Origin of the sequence: Anabaena sp. AL93 (assembly GCF_001672085.1) — a bacterium.
GTDB lineage: Bacteria > Cyanobacteriota > Cyanobacteriia > Cyanobacteriales > Nostocaceae > Dolichospermum > Dolichospermum heterosporum.
Map to the genome: position 1 here is coordinate 61,321 of NZ_LJOU01000004.1, position 23,723 is coordinate 85,043.

General features: G+C 39.3%; 24 protein-coding genes and 2 pseudogenes. 8 read left to right on the top strand and 18 right to left on the bottom strand.

What is annotated here, in order from left to right; all coding sequences use genetic code 11:
• The first annotated feature begins 63 nt into the window (after positions 1–63).
• Positions 64–813, top strand: a complete 750-nt coding sequence (locus AN486_RS02060) for a hypothetical protein (RefSeq protein WP_290599020.1) — start codon at positions 64–66, stop codon at positions 811–813.
• 99 nt (positions 814–912) lie between these two features.
• Here the strand turns inward: AN486_RS02060 and AN486_RS02065 are convergent.
• From AN486_RS02065 to AN486_RS02135, 15 genes and pseudogenes are all read right to left on the bottom strand, one after another.
• Positions 913–1,266: pseudogene (locus AN486_RS02065) on the bottom strand (ATP-binding cassette domain-containing protein); the annotation flags it as partial.
• Between the two features lie 33 nt (positions 1,267–1,299).
• Positions 1,300–2,451, bottom strand: a complete 1,152-nt coding sequence (gene devC, locus AN486_RS02070; protein WP_290598982.1) for an ABC transporter permease DevC — start codon at positions 2,449–2,451, stop codon at positions 1,300–1,302.
• A 15-nt stretch (positions 2,452–2,466) separates the two neighbouring features.
• A complete protein-coding gene (locus AN486_RS02075; protein WP_290598984.1) occupies positions 2,467–3,780 on the bottom strand; it encodes an ABC exporter membrane fusion protein in 1,314 nt (437 codons plus the stop codon).
• Between the two features lie 81 nt (positions 3,781–3,861).
• A complete protein-coding gene (locus AN486_RS02080; RefSeq protein WP_290598985.1) occupies positions 3,862–4,650 on the bottom strand; it encodes a formyltransferase family protein in 789 nt (262 codons plus the stop codon).
• A 69-nt stretch (positions 4,651–4,719) separates the two neighbouring features.
• Entirely contained in the window at positions 4,720–4,995 is a 276-nt protein-coding gene (locus AN486_RS02085; RefSeq protein ID WP_290598987.1) for a hypothetical protein, read from the bottom strand.
• A 144-nt stretch (positions 4,996–5,139) separates the two neighbouring features.
• On the bottom strand, positions 5,140–6,282 hold the full coding sequence (locus tag AN486_RS02090; RefSeq protein WP_290598989.1) for an acyl-CoA dehydrogenase family protein: 1,143 nt from the start codon (positions 6,280–6,282) through the stop codon (positions 5,140–5,142).
• 50 nt (positions 6,283–6,332) lie between these two features.
• A complete protein-coding gene (locus AN486_RS02095) occupies positions 6,333–7,523 on the bottom strand; it encodes a GNAT family N-acetyltransferase (RefSeq protein ID WP_290598990.1) in 1,191 nt (396 codons plus the stop codon).
• Between the two features lie 123 nt (positions 7,524–7,646).
• Complete coding sequence (locus AN486_RS02100) at positions 7,647–8,144, bottom strand: SRPBCC family protein (RefSeq protein WP_290598992.1); 498 nt, start codon at positions 8,142–8,144, stop codon at positions 7,647–7,649.
• Positions 8,145–8,158: 14 nt separating this feature from the next.
• Positions 8,159–9,478: an aminotransferase class III-fold pyridoxal phosphate-dependent enzyme gene (locus AN486_RS02105; RefSeq protein ID WP_290598994.1), complete on the bottom strand. Its 1,320-nt coding sequence runs from the start codon at positions 9,476–9,478 to the stop codon at positions 8,159–8,161.
• A 22-nt stretch (positions 9,479–9,500) separates the two neighbouring features.
• Positions 9,501–10,364: a fatty acid desaturase gene (locus AN486_RS02110; RefSeq protein ID WP_290598996.1), complete on the bottom strand. Its 864-nt coding sequence runs from the start codon at positions 10,362–10,364 to the stop codon at positions 9,501–9,503.
• Positions 10,365–10,438: 74 nt separating this feature from the next.
• Complete coding sequence (locus AN486_RS02115; RefSeq protein ID WP_290598998.1) at positions 10,439–11,506, bottom strand: SDR family oxidoreductase; 1,068 nt, start codon at positions 11,504–11,506, stop codon at positions 10,439–10,441.
• Positions 11,507–11,555: 49 nt separating this feature from the next.
• A complete protein-coding gene (locus AN486_RS02120; protein WP_290599000.1) occupies positions 11,556–12,725 on the bottom strand; it encodes a nitric oxide synthase oxygenase in 1,170 nt (389 codons plus the stop codon).
• A gap of 6 nt (positions 12,726–12,731) precedes the next feature.
• Positions 12,732–13,802 carry an SDR family oxidoreductase gene (locus AN486_RS02125; RefSeq protein WP_290599002.1) on the bottom strand — a complete coding sequence of 357 codons (1,071 nt, stop codon included), beginning with the start codon at positions 13,800–13,802 and terminating at the stop codon, positions 12,732–12,734.
• A 727-nt stretch (positions 13,803–14,529) separates the two neighbouring features.
• A complete protein-coding gene (locus AN486_RS02130) occupies positions 14,530–14,748 on the bottom strand; it encodes a hypothetical protein (RefSeq protein WP_290599004.1) in 219 nt (72 codons plus the stop codon).
• 79 nt (positions 14,749–14,827) lie between these two features.
• The gene (locus tag AN486_RS02135; protein WP_199924265.1) at positions 14,828–15,046 is read right to left on the bottom strand and encodes a hypothetical protein; all 219 of its coding nucleotides are present in this window, start codon (positions 15,044–15,046) and stop codon (positions 14,828–14,830) included.
• A gap of 483 nt (positions 15,047–15,529) precedes the next feature.
• On the opposite strand from AN486_RS02135, the gene AN486_RS02140 reads away from it, so the two are divergent.
• The 6 genes and pseudogenes from AN486_RS02140 to AN486_RS02165 all read left to right on the top strand — a co-directional run bounded on the left by AN486_RS02140 (position 15,530) and on the right by AN486_RS02165 (position 19,813).
• Positions 15,530–17,473: an NB-ARC domain-containing protein gene (locus AN486_RS02140; protein WP_290599006.1), complete on the top strand. Its 1,944-nt coding sequence runs from the start codon at positions 15,530–15,532 to the stop codon at positions 17,471–17,473.
• Positions 17,474–17,482: 9 nt separating this feature from the next.
• Positions 17,483–17,805, top strand: a pseudogene (locus AN486_RS02145) (transposase); the annotation flags it as partial.
• Positions 17,806–18,270: 465 nt separating this feature from the next.
• Positions 18,271–18,555, top strand: a complete 285-nt coding sequence (locus AN486_RS02150) for a hypothetical protein (protein WP_290599008.1) — start codon at positions 18,271–18,273, stop codon at positions 18,553–18,555.
• 3 nt (positions 18,556–18,558) lie between these two features.
• Positions 18,559–18,762: a hypothetical protein gene (locus tag AN486_RS02155; protein WP_290599009.1), complete on the top strand. Its 204-nt coding sequence runs from the start codon at positions 18,559–18,561 to the stop codon at positions 18,760–18,762.
• Positions 18,755–19,132: a hypothetical protein gene (locus tag AN486_RS02160; protein WP_290599010.1), complete on the top strand. Its 378-nt coding sequence runs from the start codon at positions 18,755–18,757 to the stop codon at positions 19,130–19,132. Before AN486_RS02155 ends, AN486_RS02160 begins: the two co-directional genes overlap by 8 nt.
• A 339-nt stretch (positions 19,133–19,471) precedes the next feature.
• Positions 19,472–19,813: a hypothetical protein gene (locus AN486_RS02165; protein WP_199924264.1), complete on the top strand. Its 342-nt coding sequence runs from the start codon at positions 19,472–19,474 to the stop codon at positions 19,811–19,813.
• Here AN486_RS02165 and AN486_RS02170 read toward each other — a convergent pair.
• The 3 genes from AN486_RS02170 to atpD all read right to left on the bottom strand — a co-directional run bounded on the left by AN486_RS02170 (position 19,800) and on the right by atpD (position 22,628).
• Entirely contained in the window at positions 19,800–20,318 is a 519-nt protein-coding gene (locus AN486_RS02170) for a transposase (protein ID WP_081424379.1), read from the bottom strand. The two genes, AN486_RS02165 and AN486_RS02170, sit on opposite strands and share 14 nt — an antisense overlap.
• 351 nt (positions 20,319–20,669) lie before the next feature.
• Positions 20,670–21,083 (bottom strand): ATP synthase F1 subunit epsilon, encoded by a 414-nt coding sequence (atpC, locus tag AN486_RS02175; RefSeq protein ID WP_039201817.1) that lies wholly within the window; start codon positions 21,081–21,083, stop codon positions 20,670–20,672.
• Between the two features lie 96 nt (positions 21,084–21,179).
• Positions 21,180–22,628 (bottom strand): F0F1 ATP synthase subunit beta, encoded by a 1,449-nt coding sequence (gene atpD, locus AN486_RS02180; protein WP_027404015.1) that lies wholly within the window; start codon positions 22,626–22,628, stop codon positions 21,180–21,182.
• An 803-nt stretch (positions 22,629–23,431) separates the two neighbouring features.
• Here atpD and AN486_RS02185 point away from each other — a divergent pair.
• On the top strand, positions 23,432–23,723 hold a 292-nt coding region (locus AN486_RS02185; RefSeq protein WP_290599015.1), incomplete at its 3' end, for a helix-turn-helix domain-containing protein.

The following is a 23,723-nucleotide window of genomic DNA, read 5'->3' on the forward strand; positions in this document are numbered from 1 at the left end:
GGCTGAGTCCGCACTTTAATCCTCTACTAATGACAACTTGATATCCATGTAAGTGCTAGTTTTATCAATCAAACGAGTGATATCCCCGCAGATAAATTAATGCGGTTACGTCCCAATCGAGTGGTATATGATGCACCACCACCTTATAGCGGCAAAGGTCGTCCCCGTTCTCATGGTGCAAAATTTAAGTTGAATGACTCAAGTACATGGTGGACACCAGATGAAACTAGCGACGTTAACGACCCAGAAATGGAACGATTCTCTATCCGTTTGTGGTCCAATCTTCATTTCCAGCAATCTAAAACTCATGGCATGAATTTGATTCAAGTTCAACGGTTAGATGAATCTGGGAATCCCAAACATAAACCTTTGTGGCTAGGGTGGGTAGGTTTGGAGATGCCTACTTTATCTTCATTTTGGCAATTGTACGGTCGCCGATTTGCCATTGATCACTGGTATCGGTTTGCTAAACAACGCTTGCATTGGACTCTACCACAACTTAGTACCCCAGAACAATGTCAAAAGTGGAGCGACCTATTACCACTGATGACTTGGGAACTTTGGTTAGCCCGTGATGTTGCGGCTGATAATCCATTACCTTGGCAGAAAAAACAGACCAATTTATCTCCTGGAAGGGTCGCTCAGTCTATGGGAGGAGTTTTCGCCGCGATTGGTACACCAGCTGAAACCCCCAAACCCCGTGGAAAGTCTCCTGGCTGGCCTACTGGGAGAATCCGCTTACGCAGAATTCGCTACCCTACAGTCAAAAAGACTACTCCTAGACCAAAGAAGGAACAACCTAAATCGGCTTAACCTCTTAATTTTTCTAGTTTGAGCTATGTAATTTGTAAACTCAGTCCTTCTGGGTCATTTTGTCATGCCTTAGTCTAAACTCCAGTCTTGACTATCAAATTCTTTATGCAGTTCCAGTGACATTTGAACATTCTGGCAAGCACTCAAAAATCGCAGCAAATTGTGAGCCTGAAAGATATAGCCAATATTTCGTCGAATTTGGACTAATTGTTGATCATTAGCTTTGTACAATTCATGTCCTAAAACTTTGAGTCTTCCCTCTTGGACAGACCGCAAGCCTCCCATCAAAGTGAGCAGGGTTGTTTTACCTGAGCCTGACTGCCCCATCAAAATAACTACTTCACTAGGATAAATTTCTAGGTTTATGTCAAATAAAATTTGTTTCTGTAATGCTCCTTGACCAAAGTAGTGATTGAGGTTTTGAATAGAAATAATAGAGTTTTGTTGTAACATTTGTTAATTAAAGTAGAAATATCTCTAACACTATTAAAAAATATCTGCTGGATCTGCTGCTCTCAATTTACGTACAGCGATCGCGCCCGAAATAGTACACATTAAAATTGTCAAACCTAGAACAAATGTAGAACGGCTAGCACTCATAAAAATTGGTAAAAAAGTTGCAGCTTTGGTTAATTCATATAAACCCAGAGAAATGCCTAAACCAGGAATATAGCCAAAAATTGCTAGAATTAGAGCTTCTTGAAAAACAACACGCAGTAAATAATTATCTGTGAACCCCATAGCCTTGAGGGTGGCGTACTCGGCTAAATGGTCATTGACATCTGTGAAAAGGATTTGATAGACAATGATTATACCAACCACAAATCCCATCCCTGTACCAAGTGCAAACATAAAGCCAATCGGTGTACTTGTACGCCAATATTCTTTTTCAAACTCGATGAATTCCTGGTAAGTAAGTAATCTGACATCTTTAGGCAGTTTAGCAACTAAATTATTCAATATTTTTTGTTTATCTACACCAGGTTTAAGAGTAATTAAGCCAATATCAATTTCTCCATCACGACGATTTTTAAACAAATGCAAGAAATTTTGGTCGCTGGTGATTACATTTCCATCTGCTGCAAAGGAAGGGCCAAGAGTAAACAAGCCAACAGTTTTTATTCTGTAGTTACTGATTTCTGTTAATACCTGTTTATCACGCTCAAATTGTGCAGCAATTGGACCGTATTCAGAACGGGAAGAACGGTCAAACAGAAAAGTATCAGGTAGTTTTAGTTTATTGAGATTTTGATTAACTTCTGGTAAGTTAAATACTGGTTTTTCAGGTTCAAAGCCGAATACAAATATGGCTCGATAATCGGCATTAACTGGATTTTTCCAATCAGCAAAATCGACATAGACAGGGCTAACAGAATTAACCCCTTCAAAGCCTGATACTTGATAGAGACGACGTGAAGAAAACTGTCTCATATAAGCAAGAGACTTAGAACGGGGACTAATCATAATCAAGTCTGCTTTTAAAGTGGTGTGGAAGCGTGCAGTACTATCATAAAGCGCACCCTCAAATCCCAACTGCATAAACATGAGAATATTGGAAAAACTAATACCCGCTATAGCCACAATCATGCGAGATTTTTCACGGGTAAGTTGTAACCAAGCTAAACGTATTTTAGACATGATGATTAGTACTATTTAAAATTTTTCTGTGTTAATTATGACTTCTACTTGTAAATTAGTTAAACTTCTAACTTGCTTGGCATCTTTTGGATTAAGACGAATTTTAACTTCAACAATTCTCCGGTCTACATCAGCAACGGGATCAGTATTAAAAGTTGCTTGTTTCTTTACTTGCAAACCAACTTGAGTGACCTTTCCATGTAGTTCTCCAGAAAAGGCTTCACTAGTAATTTTGGCTTGTTTACCGATACTTACTTGACTAACATCAGTTTCGTATACTTCAGCAACTACGTACATCTGGTCTGTTTGACCCATATCTGCAATTCCTTCGTTGCCAACAATTTCTCCAGGAAAAGTATAAATTTTTAAAATTTGACCGTCCTTGGGTGCGCGCACGTAAGTTAATTCTTGATCTGCTTGAGCTTTTTCCACAGCAGCGATCGCACTTTCTACCTCTGCTTGAGCTGCTTGCACATCAGTGGGACGAACCTCAGCGATTTGGTCTAAAGTTGCTTTCGCTTCGTTGATTTGCTGTTGCAAAGTCTCTTCTGTTTGGTTAAGAGTGGATCTAGCCTCGTTGATTTGCTGTCGTAAGGTTTCCTCGGTTTGATTTAGACTAGCCTTAGCTTCATTCAATTGCTCCCTAGCAGTTTCTAATTCCAAACGCTTGCTATCAAATTTGGAAGCCTCAACCGCACCTTCTTTGTATAACATCTGAAAGCGTCCAAATTCTGTTTGAGCATTGCTTAACTGGGCTTGTAGACGAGCAATGGTTGCTTGTTGAGTCTTTCTTTCCCCCAATAGTTGGGCTTGGAAGCGGGCAATGGTTGTTTGCTGAGTCTTTTTTTCCCCCAACAGTTGGGCTTGGAAGCGGGCAATGGTTGCTTGTTGAGCGTTAATTTCCCCAGTTTTTGCCCCAGCTTTTACTTTACCTAAATTAGCTTGAGCAACTTTTACTTGTTTTTTAGCTTGTTTTAAAGCAGCCGAAAGACGATTATAGTTGTCTAGGATGGCAATTACTTGATTGGAGGTAACTTTATCTCCCTCTTTCACTAAAAGTTTGTGAATTTTAACAGTTTCAAGAGAAGTGGAAGCAGACAGGCGAATAACTTCACCTTGTGGTTCTACGCGTCCTCTGGCACTAACGGTATTGGTAGGAGGAGTAGTTGCTAAAGAAGCTGATGAGGGATTTTTATGAGCAGGTTGGGAATGAAGAAGACTATAAATAGTAGCCGTGCTAATAACTGAGGTAGTGATACTAAGGAAGAGAATTACCCACCACTTTTTTGATTTAAGAAATGGTTGCTCCATCACTTTGGAATCAGGCATATTCATTTTACTATTGAAGGAAGATCAAGTTTGCTCGAAGAAATCGCTTAAAAATTCTTGAAAGTTAACTAGAGAAAAGCTCTAATTTTGGACACTTCTAATATTACTTTGGCTGGGGAATGAAAAGTATGAACCACCTGGCATTTGAGGAGTTCGTTTTAAATAAAAATCTTCAAAATTATTGATGACATTAGTTAATAAGTCAATGCCTTTATTATTAACTAATTTATCTAAAGTTAAAATACTGTAGTTAATATTGTCAACTTCCAATTTTTCTTGAGCAAGTATTGCTTCTGAATCAATAGAAGTATCTACAATTTCATGAATTGTTATACCAAACTTCTTATCATTTTTAAAAGCAGAGTATAAAACTGGAAACAAGCCTTTACATTCAGGTAAAAGTGCTGCGTGTACATTAATAACTGCTTTTTTGGGTATTTGGATGATTTGCTCTTTGATAATTTGGTCGAAGAAATATATCACAATTAAATCAAGATTGGCTTGCTTTAGTTCAGCAACAACATCTTTACCATTTATATTGGATGTTTTAATGTGATGAATTTGATACTTATGGCAGATTTCTGATATTGTAAAGTGCTTTCTTTTTTGTCCAGTGATATATGAAGCTAATTGAGATAGATATATCAGCCAAAAATAAAAAATAAAGTTGTAAGTTAAATAGATAACGAATTCAAAACCTGATCTGCGATAGTTAGTAATAATTTGCTGAAGTAAATTACCGTGCTTACCACTATATCTATCAGTAGTGACTACAATTGCTATTTTGTTATGATGTTCTTCAATAAAGCTTATGATAGCTTCACTTGAGGAATAACATTCTATATTAAACAGAGCAATTCTTTGCATCATTAACTCCTAATTATTAACGAAAAATTTGTTAGGTACACCAGTCCAGTAAAATTTATTAGCAAATAAATTTCATACTGTTGCCAAAACGAGCTTTTTCTTAGATGTGGCAAGTTCCACAATGTCAGATGCTCGTCTAACTCCACCTGCGCGTTGAATTGCTTCTTGTAAGCTAGATGCAGTGTTTTTGTAGGAGTCATGGTAAAGGCCTGTAAAATGGAAGCATTGGGGTAAATGCTGTCTGGGAAAATCAAATTCAGCGGCTATCTGACTGAATTGCGCTAATTTAGAATAGAAAGCGTTAAGGTGACCAGTTTTTGCGGGACAGAAAATGCCAAAATGAGTCATAACTTCAGCCTTTTTTTTGCAATATGAGAACAGAGTATTAACTTAGGCGGTTTCTGAGCAAAAATTTACCAATTCAAGCGAGGCATCCCATTTACCCATAGAAGTTTAACCGACATCGCGGTAATTTTTTTACTAAAAATCACCTTATTGAATGAGCAAAGTTTCTCCTGCTAAGTATTTATCCAAACCAGGTGAGATGCTCAAGCGTGAAGGAGGGTGAAATGCTAGTGGACGGGAAGCAGTAAATAGGTAAGCAACTTCAGGTGAACTGATAAATGCCATGCCCCCTAATAACTCCACAGCATGAGTAGTAGCACGACCTATAGCACCTTGCACTGCATAACGCACAAATAGCGCCCGTGCTAGTTGATCGCTACCTTGGTTGCTGTCGCTGACTATCATTGACTGGGCTAGCCCTTCTAATGCAGCCATCGCTCCCTCAACTTCAATGGCTAAAATTGTCCGCTCAGAAGGTGTACCTTTACCCGCTGCTATGGTTCGTTCCACTAAAGCACTAGCGATACCCAGGTAAGATGCAGAAATTAGCATTTCAAACCAAAGAAAACCCCTTGTTTGGATATAATCTAGATTTTCGGCATTGCCTGTATAGGAAATCAGCTGTTCTGGAACTTTGACATCGTGAAGAATAATTTCGTCGCTTTCTGCACCAGCCAGCACTGAATTTGTCCAGAAGGGACGACGTTCAATTCCTGGAGCATTTGTTGTCGGGATAATAACGACTGCTAATTTGCTATCGTCTCCCGATTCGCTGGGAATCGAAACACTTGCAGTGAGAAGATCCATTGATGTAGATAAGCTGCAAGGCTTTTTATTACCACTGACTGTTATACCATCAGCTGTTCGTTTGACCTGCATATTGGGAGTAAGAATGCCTGTACCTGTCCGTCCTTCCGCAAAGCCAGAAGCTACATAGAGATTTTGTTTGGCAATTGCCTCAAGTAACATCCACTCCAAGCCAGTTCCCGAACCTTGGGCGATCATCTCAACGATGGTTGCAACTGAAAAATGATGCATCGTTGTGGCGATCGCCAGCGAAGGCGCACGGCTAGAGATCGCTCTTTGAATCCGAACAGCTTCCACAGGAGTTGCTCCTAAACCCTTATACTTGGTTGGAATTAATAAACCAGTACCACCAAGTTCACGAAATATTTTTATGGCTGGATTTTGTGGCTTTTCCATTTCCAATAAAGGAATTTGTGCCAGTTTTTCATCAAGGTCTGGCAAAAACTTTGTCAGGATTGTTCGTTCTGGTTTCAGAAAATTCATTTATAAAACTCCTATTTACTGTGAAATATTTATTAGAGGCAGAAAGGGGGCTACTGTTTATAAATGTTGTATGACGGAACTAAGGCCGGATTAGGAAACAGAATATAGAAACTCTTACGAATAATCCAATTAAGTAGATATCCTGTACTTTTTATATACATATAGAGTGGTGTTTGATAGGCGCCTAGTCTAGCTTTGAATGTGTCTGCTGTTTGACCAAAATCAATTTTTGCTACATTCTGTTTCAACGCTTCATCTAGAGCAGCATACATTAAATTGAAATACAGGTCTGATTGTGCATTTAGACTGTAATCTAACCCACAAAATAGGTAATGAACACTTGATTTTGTACAAAGAGAACAATTAAATGCCACTATCTTTTCATTTTGATAAACAAGAGTGAAAAGTAATTGTCCAGCGAAATTGATTGCTAATTCTCGGAAGAAACTTATAGGCAGAGTTTCCAGTTGATTTTCCGATTTTTGAACAACTGCTTCATATAGTTGATGTATTTCTGGAGTATAGATTTGCAAAATCTTTTCTGTATCTTTCAACTGAACAATGCGAAGACCAGCTTTTTCAAATTTGCGTTTTGACCTTTTAATATCATTGCGATAGTGGGACTTTAACGCAGCACAGTATTCGGAAAAATTAGCAAACTTTGCTTTAAAGCTATGCATAGGTAAACTTTCAGCTTTGAGATAATCAAGCTTTAGCAGTGGATCTAATTGATTGCATTCTTGAGAGTTGAATTCTTTGTAAATAGTCAGCTTGGTTTTTTCTTTAGCTGCAATAGTATTCATAATACCATCAAGCAATTTGATAATGAACTGCTGATTAGCATTTTTCTCAAAAATTAAATGGTTCTTACCAATAGAAATAGGTAAACCACAAAAAAGAACATTTAAATATAAAAACGACGGCAGTAATTGTCTGACATGAGTAATAAATTCTTTAATACCTTTACTGGCAACAACTCCTAAGTCAGTTTTAAATGTAGATAGACTAGTACAAGCGGAAGGGTTGCCATTTTGGTCATAAAAAATTATATACCAGAATTTGCTAAAGTTCATCATAGTTTTTTCAATTGTCACTAAGAATCTAATATCCATATAAATATTAGAATCACTTGTTTGACAAACTTGCTTCCAATCATTTAAATCAACGTCAAGAATTGAGTTGTACAGTTTATAAGAGTAAGTACTATCACTTTTAATTAAGCAGTCAAGAGCTTTCGTCATTTGTTTATACCATCTCCACAACAGGAATATATTCAAGCTAAACCAGAACTATTTTTCTGTTTTGATAGTTGCAGATTGGTTCTGTAACTATCAAAACAAGGTGGTGGTTCCTATTTATTCAACTTATGCAACTGCAAGTTTGTCAGGTGCTTGTGTTTCTAATGAAGAAACTTTAACTGGTAAAAATTCCACTTCTTCACCAAATAAACCCCTAATAATTGCTGTGATATTTTCCTGGAGTGCTTGTATGGCAATGGGGTCAAGAATTTGACTTAAAGAGGGAATACCCATGTCAAACTCAGCTAAAAACAATATTAGGCAACCATCTTTTTGATTTTGAGCTTTCCACTGTCCGCAGAAGTGTTCTACATCACCTTCAATCTGATTGAAGCTAATTGTATAATTTGAGGGATCAAATAAATCTTCTTCTGTCCAAGACATCACACCGCCACGAAAGTCAACTTCCCAAGTAGAAACAGTCCGTCGGTCAGATAGTACTTGGTTGGTGATGCTGTGTACAGCTTGACTGTTGTTTGGGTATGAATCGAAGTCGCAGAGAATTGGATAAATTTCTTCAGCACTGCGATGGTGAATTTTAGCAACAATTTCTAAGTATTGCATTAGTAAAATCTCCTTTATGAATTAACAACGTTTAAAGATGGGTTACGTTTAGACAGTGCGATTGCACTGTCTGAAATTGCAGTTAGCAGCCAATCAATATCTGACTCATTCAGAGTTGCTGGTGGTGTCAATCTGACAACGCGGTGAGCATTAAGTGAATAAGAGACCAGCACATTTCTGTGCATGAGTTCAAACATGAAGTCACCAGCCAAATAATCAGCTTCAAATTCAATGCCAATTAACAGTCCAATACCGCGAACTTCTCGAACTAGATGAGGACACATTTCGCCAACAATTTTCTGCACTTCAACAAATAATTTTTCACCTAGTTCTTTGGCTCTGGATACAATATTCTCGTTTTTAATTACGTTAATTGCTGCTCGTGCGGCAACTGTGGCCAGAGGATTACCTGCAAAAGTCGAAGTGTGCAATAGCGGATCTTGATTAAGCCTTTCATAAGCTTGGGCAGAAGCAACAGCAGCGCTGACAGGTATAACTCCTCCACTTAAAGCCTTCCCCACCAGCAAAACATCAGGAACTACCTGTTCTCTGTCTGCTCCCCACCAGGTTCCCAACCGTGCGAGTCCCGTTTGAATTTCATCCAGAATCAAAAATGCTCCATAGTGGCGGCAGAGTCTTTCGACATCTCGCAAGTAGCCTTCATAGGGAATGATAACACCACCTTCTGCTTGGACAGGTTCTAAAATAACGCAGCATTCATGACCGTTATTAGAAAGTACATTTTCTAGGGCTTTTGGATCTGCAAAGGGGATAAATTCGACTTCTGGAAGCAGAGGCTGGAAAGGCAAGCGAAAGGCTGCACGACTAGTGACACTTAACGCTCCCAATGTCTTACCGTGAAAGCCCCCTTGCATTGCAATTAGCTTGCGTTTGCCAGATAGACGCGCTAGCTTGAGACCGACTTCTGTCGCTTCCGCACCAGAGTTACCGAAATATACATAATCTAAACCCTTGGGGGTAACTGAGGCTAGAGTTTCCGCCGCCGAAGCTTGTTCGGCATTTAAAAGCGCACGAGTTGATAATGGATGACATTCCAGTTGTGCTTTCACAGCCTCGATGACTGTGGGATGACAGTGACCGATAGTGAAGACACCATAACCACCACAAGCCAGATACTTTTGTCCGCGTTCATCAAAAACGTAGTTTCCAGAAGAACGAACCTCAACATGAGTACCCATCAATTCCGCCAGCTTGGCGAGTGATTTATTGACGTGTTGCTTTTGCTCTTGGATTACCATCTGTCTAAACTTAGCTGCTTGATGTGAATCTAGGTATGTTTCTACACTTCCAAGTATTTGTTGGCTTTCTTTCATTTCACTTCAATTTCTAAATAGATTAATTAACTTGAAGATGTGGTTTAACTTGCGTTTTGTGGCTCTGATTTTGATGTTCTAGTAATGCCATTTCTACTAAAGGCATTGCCTTACCGTAGCGAAACCAAGGAATACCAAGCCAAAGATGATGGACAATATGATAGTTTTGATTCAGCATCAATATCTGCAATAGTTGACCCTTAAATATGCGTGTATTTTCCAAAGAATGCTGGGACTCTTGAGGAAAATGCACAGCCCATGCAACCGTCAGTTCAATTAATGCTCCAGCCACAAGCAGTGGGATAACCCATAACCAGAGAGCATCTTGCAGATGTCCTATCCAAGCCGCACCAATGACCACAAACAACTGCAACCCCACCGTTATTAAATGTTCAATTAATTGCGGACGTTTATTAGACCACAAACGGCGATTAATCATGAAAGAGTTGTCGTGTGTAAGACGCACCAATGTCCAGAGAGGTAACAACCAGCGCGGTTTTCTACCAATAACGTAGTCTGGGTCGTATTCTGGATGATTTGTAAACGCATGGTGCTGGGGGTGCAAGATACGGAACAAGGGGAATGTTGTACCCTCTAGAGCTGCTGCGATGCGCCCAACCCAGTTGTTAACCGTGCGATTAGGATGCACTAAGCGGTGTACCGCTTCGTGATTAACTGTGTACAAAGCGTACAAGCATAACAAGTTAATTACTGCTGAGGCTTGAAGAGGCAAATATCCCAAAAGATAGGCAATAATTGATGCTGAAAAGATGTTAATAGTAGCGAAAAATAGTAACAGGGTGAGATTACCAAAAGTGCTATTTGGTATTTGCATTAAAGAGTGGTCAATCTCACGCAACTTCTGATTCACTAACTTACTTTCCACGTATACCTCACTAACTAAATGTACTGTAATGAGAACAAGAGCAGAAAACTCTTGCTCTTAGGAATTACAACTGTCTATGCAAACACTGATGTCAGAGATTGACCTTGCAGATGCTGGCGAATTCGAGATTTCTTTTTGTCGTTGACTTGTAAATAGTCATTCTCCAAAAACCATTCGATTGCCTTAATTGCAGCTTGTTGAACACTGCTTTTAGGTTCAAACCCCAACTCATTTTTAGCTTTGCTGGTGTCGAGGTAATAGTAAAGGCTGGAGAACTTGACCATCGGTGCGGTATAAAGCGGATGTTGGTTGGTGATGTGGTCAGAAATAAATTCCAGAATTTGAGCTAGCTTTACAGCACCTGCCTGGGGTAGTTTCAGTTTGGGGGCTGGAACTCCAGAAATTGCTTCTAAAGCTGAGAACAAATCAATGACAGAAAGGTTTTCATGCCCTAAAATATAGCGATCGCCTACTTTCCCTTTCTTAGCTGCTAGGATGTGACCATAAGCAACATCATCAACATCGATAAAGTTAGCACCGCCATCAATGTATCCTGGTATCCGACAGGCCAGAAAGTCTAGAATCAGCTTGCCAACGGGATTTGGCTTGATATCTCTTGCGCCTAACGGTGCAGAAGGCATCACAACAACAATTGGTAATCCTTGCGCTGCAAATCGATAAGCTTCAAACTCCGCAGAATATTTTGATTGCTCGTACTCCATCGACATATCCCACAAATTGAAATTGTGATTTTCTGTGGTGGGGGTGTCCTTTCCGTAACTACCAATTGTAGAGATGGTGCTGGTGTAAATTACTTTCTCTACATCCTGTTTCAGTGCAGCAGAAAAAACATTTTTTGATCCCTCAACATTAACCCAGTCAAACAGGTGGCGGTCTTTACGAGGAACCCAAAAAGCTACCATTGCAGCACCGTGATAAACAGAATTGCAGCTCTGCATTGCTTGTGCTACCGAATCATAATCAGTAATATCCCCGTAGGCAATTTCAATATCCAGCTTCTCCAAATTTCTCAGATCCGAACCCTTTCTGACTAATGCTTTGACTTGTTGACCATCTTCTTGAAGTTGACGAACAATCGCAGAGCCTACAAAACCTGTAGCACCAGTGACTAAAGCTTTCATGATTTATTTCTCCGAATATTGAGTTAGAAAAGTGAAAAAACTATTGTTCTTAGTGACCGAAAGGACAGCCAGACTTTTTGCCAGATGCAAACTGTTGCCAGGGATCTGGCTGCGAAAAGAAGTTGGGCTTTAGCTCAACATTTTCATAGTTGCGGTGGAAAACTGGAGTCGTCGAGCCGGATATGGGAGGTACAATCCATCCCCAGTCGGCGTAGGTAGTTCTTCCCGCAAGTGCTTCGCTCTTTTCAAATTGCACAAAGCGACGAGTTTCACTGTGGTGGTCAACCATAGTCACGCCAGCACATCGAAACGAGTATAGAACCGCAACATTTAACTCAACTATGGCGCGGTCTCGCCATAAGGTATGGTCGTAGCGAGTATCTAGACCCATTCGCTTGGACACAATGGGCAATAAATTGTAGCGGTTCTCGTCAGCAAAGTTGCGAGCAGCTACTTCCGTACCCATGTACCAGCCATTAAAGGGCGCGGCTGTGTACTGAACTCCGCCAACCTCCAACATCATGTTGCAAATTGCTGGTAACGCGTGCCATTTGAGACCAAGTTCTGCAAACCAAGAGTAGTCAGGATGCTGGATTGGCACTTCTAGCACTGCATCATGGGGTAACTCAAACAGCTTTGGACGCTGATTTGGCATTTGAATCACGATCGGCAGGATGTCAAAGGGAGTACCTTCGCTTCCTTTCCAGCCCATTCGCTGTACAAGTTCTGTAAACTTGACATACCTCGGGTCGCCCACAACCGAACCATCCGTTTGCCGATATCCTGCGTAGCGAACGATTTGCTCATTCCAAATACGGATTCCAGCTTGGCCTGGTTCTTGTGGTGCAAAGATGGTAGCAAGGGATTTGATGCGACCGCCGTTAGTAGATAACCGCAGATGTTCAACCATAGCCTCGAATACTTCTTCGGCTTGATTCAAGCTGCGGCGATCGCGAACTTCTAGTGAGTTCCAGTAGCTACGCCCCACGCACCGAGTACTGTTGCGCCATGCCAATTTTGCTCCGTAAGCTAGTTCATCAAAGCTTTGCCAATAAGTTCCAGTTTGTTCTACCTGGTTTTCTATTTCCGCAAATCGATTTAAGTAGGATTCATGAATTACTTGTTCCTCTTGCAACAATCCTAGAAATGCTTTGGCATCAGATAAAATGGTGTTATACGTATTCAAACCGTGTTGCAAGGCTAGGTTTTTGATTAGCATACTCTGTCAACATTCACCTTTAGCAAGTTGGACACGGTCTTTCTTAGCTTTTGTACCAGAGCAGACTTTTGTTTGATTAGCCCAGTATTCGAGGCTATGGGTTAAAGCCGTTTCCAAATTGGGCAGTGGTGCTATACCAAAGCCAGTTTCCATTTCTGGTAATGAGGTGGGGAAAGGTTCATCATTACACAAATAGGGCGCGACTTGAGCAAACCAGTCAAAACCTTTTCTAACGGATTTTGGTAACTCTGACATAAAGGCAGGACGGATCAAACGATCTACAATGTCAGGGCTGACCATGCGTGGTATATTAACCTCTATACCTCGCGTTTTGCCAAATTCTGCAAGTAAATCTACTATCTGGCGTACTGTCAAGGCTCTATTTCCAGAGGTGATCCAATATTCGCTTGCCATGCAGTCATGCTCAATTATTGCTGCAACGGCGTTAGCAACAACGTCTTGAGAAATAAAATCTATATATGCGTGCGGTAGCATTGGCAAAATGGGCAAAAAACCTCTAAAAAGCGAATTTATGATGTTATAAATGCCCTGAAAACGTGCAATTTCACCTGATGTAGAATTGCCAATCACAATGGAGGGACGAATAATTGCATGTGGGAGTCCACTCTCTCTAACTAACCGTTCTCCTTCTCGTTTTGAGATAGTGTATGTATGCTCTGATGGCGCATCTTTGCGTTGCTGAGGACGGACAAAAGCTGTGCTGATATAGTAAAAGGGAACCTGTGCGATCGCTGCCAATTCCAGCATATTTTCCAAGCCGCGTACATTTGTGCTATGAATCAATTCATCTGATTCACCAAAATCAGTTACCGCAGCTGAATGGACAATACAATCAATGCACTTTGCTATATCTTTTAGCTGTGTCTGACTAAGACCAAGCTGAGGCAATGAAATGTCACAAGGAATGGTAGTGACACCTGAATTTGTGATTGGCTTCCTGTAGGTTAGACAAATAATTGAATGTGCATTCATTCGAGCTAATAAAGCTTGACCAACTACTCCTGATGCACCAGTCAGCAGGATTGTTTTCTTGTGAGAAAACGGATTTATGTACATTATTTTACCCTTTGAATAAAAGTGAATATGCAGTTAAATGTTGTTCATCTCAATAAACATCTCCGAAAAAGAATCTGAAACCCTTAACCTGTCTAGCTGAAAACCTAATTTCCGGAGAGGTCTAATGGTTAAAAACACTAAATAATAGCTATTTAGACAAGTAGTTGACTACTTGTTTTCCTCGGTTTAAATTCACTGGCAAAGCAGGATTATTATTTGATAAGGATAGATTTTGGTTGATATCCTGCATCTGCTGCAACAGAAAATTTACTTCAGTCTCAAGCTGGCAAAACTTTAATTGTTGCTCCAATAGACATCTCCGGTAATTAAATGTGCGTGGTTTGAAACCCTTGTAGAGACGTTCTATAGAACGTCTCTACATTCATTTTCGGAGAGGTCTAATGGATATAAAAATTTTTTGGGCTCCATAAATGTGAAATAACAAGAATACGAGGAAGATTTTTTTGCTCTTTGTTACTCCAAAAATTATTGCAGACATTTTTTATTTCATCTTGTTTCACTTGCACTTATACTTTTAGATTTCTTGTTAATTCTCTACAGTACTTATCAGTGGGATTTCGGAAAAATACAGAGAGTTTTTGCTCGCCTCCTTATTTAATTTTCTAGACAATAGATAGACTAGATCACAAATTTTCGGAAAATGACGCAATAATAAGGGTTTCAGGCATCGTAAATTGGAGGAAGCAGCCTTTGTTTAAAGGCGTCACTAATTTATAATATCAGTCTGCATTGGCCAATAACTTTGGTATTGGAAAGATGAAACTACCCCAACATAACCCGCAATCAAAAGCAAAGCAGAAACAAAAAAAGGTAAAGCTGTAACTAACCATCGAATATTTTTCTGTCCTGGCTTAAAGAAGATGATTGGTAATCCACCAATCAATAGGAAATTGCAGATATACAGAAAAAAGACACTATCATTCATAGTATATTTATCTCCTTCACATACTTGTTTAATTAAGTGAGAACACAGAATAATCTTATTTGGTTATAGTGTGTCATTTTCATGGTTTCAACTTCCCGAAATATGTCATTCCCAGATAACCAGTGCTGATAAAACCAGATGTCCATATTGTCACCGCTTGTCCTAGAGTGCTGTAATGAGCAATATCTATACCTGCTCCGCCTAGGAAAATATCCTTGCCAACATTACCAATAAAGTTGTCATTATTCGCAGTTCTTATATGGATGTCATTGCCAGTGGTACTTATTATTTTTGCCATGATTTTTTCTCCAAATCCTACAAATTGGACGTTACTGGGGGTCATCGTGCCATTGAAAATTAAGCTACTCCTATATTTCTTACTTTATTAAGAGTATAAATTACTCAAATCAGAATGTCAACATATAATATATAAGAAAAGTATAAAAATTTTATAAGGAGAACGAAAATTTTCGGGGGAGCCGGGGTACATAATGCGGTAGGATGACATTATGCTCGACTCTAACTAACCAACCTGTAATCTACCAGTTACAGCAGTTTGAGGGCAAACCCGCCACAAGAATAAATCTCAGAATGATTTCTGGCACTGGTTTTCATCATGTTCTTTTGTGGCACGGTTGATTGCGATTTGCTGTAAAAATAGTGTTGCTGGGTATCAATCCCATAATATGGTGGCGCATAGTTGTCAGAAGCGACAGCACGACTGAATGATGTATAAATATAGATAAATAAGAATCTAACTTATAAATGTGAGTTATTTACTATGTCGATGGACCAATATTTTCAAGAATTTTTGCAAGTTGAAGCGGATAAGCACAACCTTTCCAAGGCAGAAAGGGAAGTGTTGGTTTTGGCTTTAGAAGGTAACGATATTGCAGGAATCGCAGCGCAGCTTCAAGTCAAAGATTCAGCTATCCGCCAGCGATTAAGTGCAGTGTATCAAAAGTTTCAGATTAACGGAAAAGGACCAGTCAAGTTTGCCAAGCTCCGGCAGTTTTTACTCTCACAATATCAAAAACACCAAGCTCAAAATACTGCCAGTATGTCTTCTCCCTCGGTCAACTTCGGTGAAGATCACATCTATGCACGCCAAGATTGGGACGAAGCACCAGATGTTACTATTTTCTACGGACGTATTGAAGAACTGGCTACTTTAAAGCAATGGATTGTCAAAGACAAGTGCCGACTAGTAGTAATCCTGAGTATCATGGGTGGTATTGGCAAAAATACTCTGTCAGCGCAGTTGGCTAAACAAATCCAGAATGAGTTTGAGTGCGTCATTTGGCGATCGCTCCACTATGCTCCACCCATCCAAGAATTATTAACTGACCTGCTCCACTCCCTGTTGCACCAAGAAGAAACCAACATACCAAAAGATATCGGTGGGCAAATCTCTTTACTGATTGAGTATCTATCCCAACACCGCTGTCTATTGGTACTAAATGATCTAGAGACTGTTCTGCCAACTAGCCAATTAGCTCAATATTATCCACAGGAATATGAGGGATATCGAGAGTTATTAAGACGCTTAGGGGAATCAAGTCATAATAGCTGCTTAGTGCTGACCAGTCGGGAAAAACCAACAGAAATTGCTGACTTAGCTGGAGAAACACTAGCTGTGAGGGAATTGTATTTGAGAGGCTTGCATCCAGATGATGCTAAAACTTTTATTTTGCCAATCAAAAATTTTGCAGTTTCTGACCAAAATTTATTAGAATTAATTGAATTATATGAAGGTAATCCTTTAGCTTTAGAAATAGTCGTCAAAACTATTAACAAAACATTTAAAGGTGACTTTAATAATTTTTCAAAGCACAACTTATCATTGATAAATAATATTATCAATGAATTTTTAGAATCTTTTGAAAACATTTATGAGTTAGAAAAAAATATTATTTACTCGTTAGCGGTAAACAACCAGGCAGTATCTCTTGCCGATTTACAAGCAAGTCTAGTCTTTGCAGTAGATTTATCGGAATTACATACATCGTTGAATGTACTCTTACAGCAATTACTTATTGTTGAACAAGATAATACAAGAGTCGCTAAATTTACTTTAAGCAATAGAGTAAAAAAATACATTACTAATCAATTTATTGCTAAGTCTTTAAACCAGATAGGTCATCAAAAATACCTGGAAGGTGATTTTATTAGCGCCAAGTGTTCTTTAGTGTGGTCACTCAGATTTAATTCGGATGTTGCAGCCGCACATTATAACTTGGGGTCAACTTATGAAAAGCTACAAGAGTTGGATCGTGCGTGTTTCCACTACGAAATGGCTAAACAGTATAAAGCTCGTGCTGCTGATGCAGCTATCAATAATTTAGCACGATTAGAAATTATCAATGGAAATAGTGCCATTGCTATTGACTTGCTTTTACAAATTTTAGATCGTGTACAGGATACTTTAGTGAAATATGCCTTGCACAAAAACCTTGGCTGGGCATATCTCCAACAAAATGAATACACTTATGCTCAAAATCACCTTGGTAAGGCAATTGAATTAGATAGTTCCCGTCCTGATGCCTATTATTTATTGGCACAGGTACAGGAAGCTTTAGGAGATAAAAAAAGTGCTTTGATTGTATGGGAAAAAGGTCTCAAAAATGACTCCAGAAACAAAAAACAAAAAAAAGCACCTTGGAGAGTTCCTGAATTAGATGTTTGGCAATCTCAAGCATATCAGCACCTCAGTTCAATACTGTAGCCAAAAAAAGCTGGTAAACTTCTACGCTCCTTACGCAATAAAGCTCATCAATGGTGGTATTTTTTAGACCACCCGCACATACCCCCTGATAATAATTTAGCCGAGCGAACGTTACGTTTAGCCTGTACTAACTACGAAAAGTCAGTGGCGGTTCTCGTACTAGGTCGCGGTTTCAAGATACTGCCAATTTATTGACAGTTATTCAAACTTGTCGTCGTCAGGGACGTTCCGTGATTGAGTTTTTTGATTCCTACGGAGCGCTTCGCTATCAAGCCATTAAAGCTACGGTTAATCCTAATGTGCAGACCCCAGATTTAATCCCTCAAATTTAGACCTGAATCTTTACGGATTTTGTTATTTTCATTCTCCCTAGTTAGGCTTTGTGCTAGTAGTTGGATAATGTAAAGTTTATCGTTGGGGGAAAGTTGAAGAAGTTGTTGTTCAAGTTCTGAAATAACCATATTTTTATTTAGGTATCGGATAATTTATTTTTAGCATATCTTCATATATACAGCGGTTTCTGCTCTTATGAGGTACAGTAGCAGAAATTAACAAACCTATTGATTCAATATCGAGGATTAATTAAGTGTACCTCATAACATCGGGAAGTGCTGTAAATAGTATAACATCTCTGCAATTTGTTTTGGAGTAGCACGAACTCTGATAATTTATATTAAGTAAATCATTTATTTTCAAATATTAATTACCCCGATATTATTATATAATAACATTGTCTTGGATTTATGTAATTACTATAATTATGTTATAATTACCAAATATAAGTTAGATCAGGGTTTATGGATAGAAGTCATTACGATAAGTTAAGCGGTGAACAGAAATTAGCATTTTTAGAAAGTGCTATGGAACATTTAACCATAGATGAAAAAGCCAAATTGGTTAAGAAATTATTACCTGTCAAAGATGATAATAGTGATAATAGTTTTACAGTAACAATGGGAAATTCCAAAGTTCATGCTAATACTGTTTACCAATTCAACCTTAACAGTAAAGATGAAATTGCAGATTTATGGGAGGCGATAACTGACAAAATCAGAAATAATCCTGACAATAAGGTTGATTAAGATATGTCAGAAACCCAGAGTCAAAATAAATCACGTCATGCAGCAGCAGATGAGGAATGCTGCGATGAAATGGCAGAAAAGTACGGTTGGAAACTTGTTGATGTCGAAGAAACTGGTAACGAGATTTTGCCAGTAGACTGTGTATTTGACGGTGAAACAGAGTTTCCCAAATCATATTACGATACAGAGGAAAAAGACGATGCGTAGATGGATTATTTTCCGGGCTGATAAACGTCAACCAGGTTGGCAACATAGAAAATATGCTCACACTGGTTCATTAACCAAAACCCTAGCAGAACACTATGATTGCTCAGATGCACCAATACCCGAAGTTGGTTATCGTCCACCAGAGTTTATTAAAGTTGAACAGTTTGTTGACCCCGAATATCCAGAAGCTAAAACCCATCATCGTTTAAGTGATTGGGAAGTAACCAATGTTGAAACCTATACTCCTGATATTTCCGGTATGGGATTCGATATGATAGTGATTTGTTATTGTAAATACTCGCCTATTAATGCACCACTTCAATTAATGCCAGAACGACAGATGCCAGTAAAGCAAACAGCAAATGTTTAAGATTCAGAACTTCCAGGTATTTGCTTGGAAGTTTTTTTTATGGGCAACAACAATAGACAGGGATTTTCTCAGTAGTTTAGTTGAGGATAATTATAATTAATCCCACATCTAAAAATTATTTGCTTTAATCATTTTATATTATTTAATACGCATCACAAAATTAAGAAATCCTAGTTACTAAATTTACTAGATTCTTGTTGTAGAATTACCCAAGAAAATTCTTAGAGAAAATTTATTATTTATGAGTTTTCTTAGAGTTTTTACTGAGTGTTATAAACTCCCTGATATTTTGTACACTGTTACCGTTGTGGATCATATTTGCAACTGCGGTAACTATTTTTGTGGCAACTCCCAAAGAGCGGTTTTTCCATTGACCATCAATTGGTAGAGTCGAAGGCGGGTGTATTCAAAGAAGCATTACAAGCTTTGGTGAATGAAATTGGAATTGAAATTCGCATTGCTCACTATCCTCCTTATACATCTAAGTACAATCCGATTGAGCATCGGCTGTTTCCACATCTAAGTCGGGCTTGTAAAGGTGTTATTTTCGACAGTGTTAACACTGTTGCTAAACTGATGGCAAAAGCTACTACTCAGAAAGGGTTACAGGTTTTTACGACCATCATTGATAAAGCCTACGAAACCGGTAAGAAAGTTGCTGAGGGTTTTAAAGAAACATAGATAGATTTTCGCATATCAGCTTTAGCTGTGCAGCGGCTTTTTGAATTGGGTTCTCAAAACTGGTAATGCGTTGATGTAATAGCGGTAAAGCCCAACTTCCAGACATCTCTGGGATGACGGCAATTGTGCTGTAACCTTGTCCCAAGGTTACGGGTTTTGCTCCTGACATTGGTTGTTCTTGATGCTCATAGGTTCTATCCTTTAACGTCGGTGCATCTATTCTTGTCCAAGCTGTATGATCTCCCGCTAAGATTATTCTTTCTGTGGGATTGAGTTGTTCTATATACAATTTCATTAATTCTGTTCTTGGGGGATTGCCATCCTCTATTGCCTCATATACACTTGACCACTTTCTTCTAAACACTGGCGATAATGCTAATTCTACGAAGGCATAAATACTCCGGGTGATTAATGCTGCATCCATCAAGTCAAATAAGGCATCTTTGGCTTTGCCCAAAATATTGTATACACTTGTGCGAAATTGTCTTAGCTGTTCTAATGGCATTGTCAATCTGATAACTTTTTTACATTTATCAGCATTGAACATTCTGCGGTCAGTTTTACATCACTGACCGCTTTTTTTCCGCCAATTCTTTATTCTCTATAATCGGTAGTCTTTTTAACTCATTGTTTCTCAGTAATTTTAACTTATATTTCTGTTTTTAGTCTAAACTCCAGAACTAACAGCAGAAGAGATAAAAATTATAGAAGGATAAACACGAAAAATCTCAGATCCCCCGACTTCTTTAAGAAGTCGGGGATCTAAAAAGAAGATAAAGCTAATCAAATTAAAATACCAATAAAATAAGGGTGGGCTATTTGTCCACCCTCATTAGTTTTAAATGCTCTATACAATTTACACTAAACCACCAGCAGCTTGAAAACGAGCGCGAGCGCGTTTAAATGCCTGTGTTGCTTGGAATTGTGCTTTTCGGTCATCTGCGCTAACTTGATTTAAGCCAGATTGTGCTGTATTAAAAGCAGTGCGGGCTTCTTCAAGGTTAATTTTGTCGCCACGTTCAGCACTATTGACTAGAATTGTGACTTCATCTTGATCAACTTCAGCAAAACCGCCTAAAAGAGCGATCGCTTGCCAACTAGCATTTTTACTAGCTCGGACACGCATTACGCCTGTATCCAAGGCTGTCAGCATGGGAGCGTGTCCACTGAGAATACCTAACTGACCAGTAGTGCTAGGTAAAATTACTTCGTCAGCTTCAGCATCCCAAACAGTTTTGTCTGGGGAAATTACACGAACAGTTAATGTCATTTGTCAGTTGTCCTTTGTCATTTGCCTTTTGTCAGTTGTCAGTTGTCAGTTGTCAGTTGCATAAAAAACCACTGACTACTGACTAATGACTAATGACTAACCCTTGAGCTTTTCAGCTTTAGCTTTAGCTTCGGCAATATCGCCTACCAAGTAGAAAGCTTGCTCCGGTAAAGCATCCAATTCACCAGAAAGAATTTGTTGGAATCCCTTAATGGTGTCTTCCAACTTCACATACTTACCAGGAGAACCGGTAAATACTTCAGCTACAAAGAAAGGCTGAGACAAGAACCGTTCAACTTTCCGCGCCCTTGCCACAATTAAACGATCTTCTTCAGACAATTCATCTAAACCCAAAATGGCGATGATGTCTTGAAGTTCTTTGTAACGTTGCAGGGTGGATTGTACAGCCCGTGCAGTATCGTAGTGATCACTACCAACGATGTTGGGTTGCAACATGGTGGAAGTAGAACCCAAAGGATCAACCGCAGGATAGATACCTTTAGAAGCCAAACCACGAGACAATACTGTTGTACCGTCTAAGTGAGCAAATGTGGTTGCAGGTGCGGGGTCGGTCAAGTCATCGGCAGGTACATATACAGCTTGAATAGAAGTAATAGAACCTTCGGTGGTGGAGGTAATCCGTTCTTGTAAAGCACCCACGTCAGTACCCAAAGTAGGCTGATATCCTACCGCAGAAGGCATCCGACCCAAGAGCGCGGATACTTCAGAACCAGCTTGGACGAACCGGAAAATGTTATCAACAAATAGTAATACGTCTTGCTTGTTGACATCGCGGAAATACTCAGCCATTGTCAAACCAGACAAACCAACCCGCATTCTGGCTCCGGGTGGCTCGTTCATTTGACCATAAACTAGAGCAATTTTGGATTCGTTGAGGTTATCTTTGTTGATAACTCCAGATTCCATCATTTCGTTGTAGAGGTCATTTCCTTCGCGTGTGCGTTCACCCACACCCGCAAATACAGACACACCACCATGCTGGGTAGCGATGTTGTTGATCAACTCCATCATGATCACGGTTTTACCAACACCAGCACCGCCGAACAGACCGATTTTACCACCGCGTTTGTAGGGAGTTAACAAGTCAACAACTTTAATCCCAGTTTCAAACACAGAAGGTTTGGTTTCCAAATCTGTGAATTTGGGAGCGTCACGGTGAATAGGTAGATATGCTTCGGCGTTTACGGGACCTTGCTGATCTACAGGTTCGCCTAAAACGTTGAAAATCCGTCCCAAGGTGGCTTTACCAACGGGGACGCTGATAGGAGATCCAGTATCAACTACTTCTAAACCACGAACTAAACCGTCGGTGGTACTCATAGCAACTGCGCGGACTTGGTTGTCGCCTAGAAGTTGCTGTACTTCAACGGTCAAGCTGATGTTTTGTCCAGCCTCATTTGTACCTGTGATGGTTAAAGCGTTGTAGATTTGGGGTAATTTACCGCCGGGGAATTTAACGTCTACAACCGGACCAATTACTTGGGTAATGTAACCAATGTTTGTTTTTTCTGCGGTGGTGACCATGCTGCGCCTAAATGAATGAAGCTATTTTTCACAAGTGGGTTCGTTTAAAACCCCAGATCAAGCGATATCATCTTTTAGGTTAGCACTTAACGACTCCACCTTTGCCTTAAATTCATTATTAAGAAGAGATCCCCGATTTTGTGAAAATCCTGGAACTGCAAAATAAATTACTTCCACAAAAAACCGCAAAAAGAGAGTATTGGGGATTGACAACGGATTTTATATTTGTTATCATGGAGTTGATAAGGAAGATATATCAAACAAATATAAATAACCCGGTAGGGGTTTAGCACTGCTGAACTCTCATATTATAAGGGTTTCAAGAATGTCAAGAAAGATATGGGTAAGGCATAGTGCGGGGAGAGGTTTGGAGAGGGGTCAAATTCTTTTCGTCAGTCTCCCCACTTCAAAACCCCTAAAATCCGGTTTTAGCTTAACCGACAGAAGCCCCACGACTGACCCGAAGGGCAGCGTGGGATGAATGGCGCGTGAATTAACGACAGTTTTTCAACCTATCTTCCGCACCCTCAACTGTCACAATCGGTTTTTACTGTTTTTTATGATGAAATGAGGATGTATTATATACAGAATCTCAATGAATTAACGGATACATGATGCCGACAAGGCATAATTTATATCCAGAAATCAAGAGAAAATCAAGTGATAATACTATGTGACACCCCAGGGTGCGGAATGTGGGTTTCAACCAAAGCGACAGCAAGGGAGAAAAACATGGAGGCAATTCACAAATCTTGTGTTATAGTGTTTTATAGTGTTTTATAGTAAATTTCTTTCACTCTAATATGTTAAAAGTTGTCAAAATCAGATTATATCCAGATGCCCAGCAGCAGCAGTCATTAGCACAAGCTTTTGGCAGTTGTCGTTGGTTATGGAACTATTTTTTGAATTTGATGAATGAAACATATAAAGAAACGGGTAAAGGACTGTCTGGATACGAAGTCAAAAAGATAATTCCTCAGCTAAAGAAAGAACATGAGAAGAACTTAAAAATAAAACAACAGCAATTATCCAGAAAACAAAAAGGCTCTAATAACCGCAATAAAACTAGAAAGAAAGTTGCTAGAGTCCATAGAA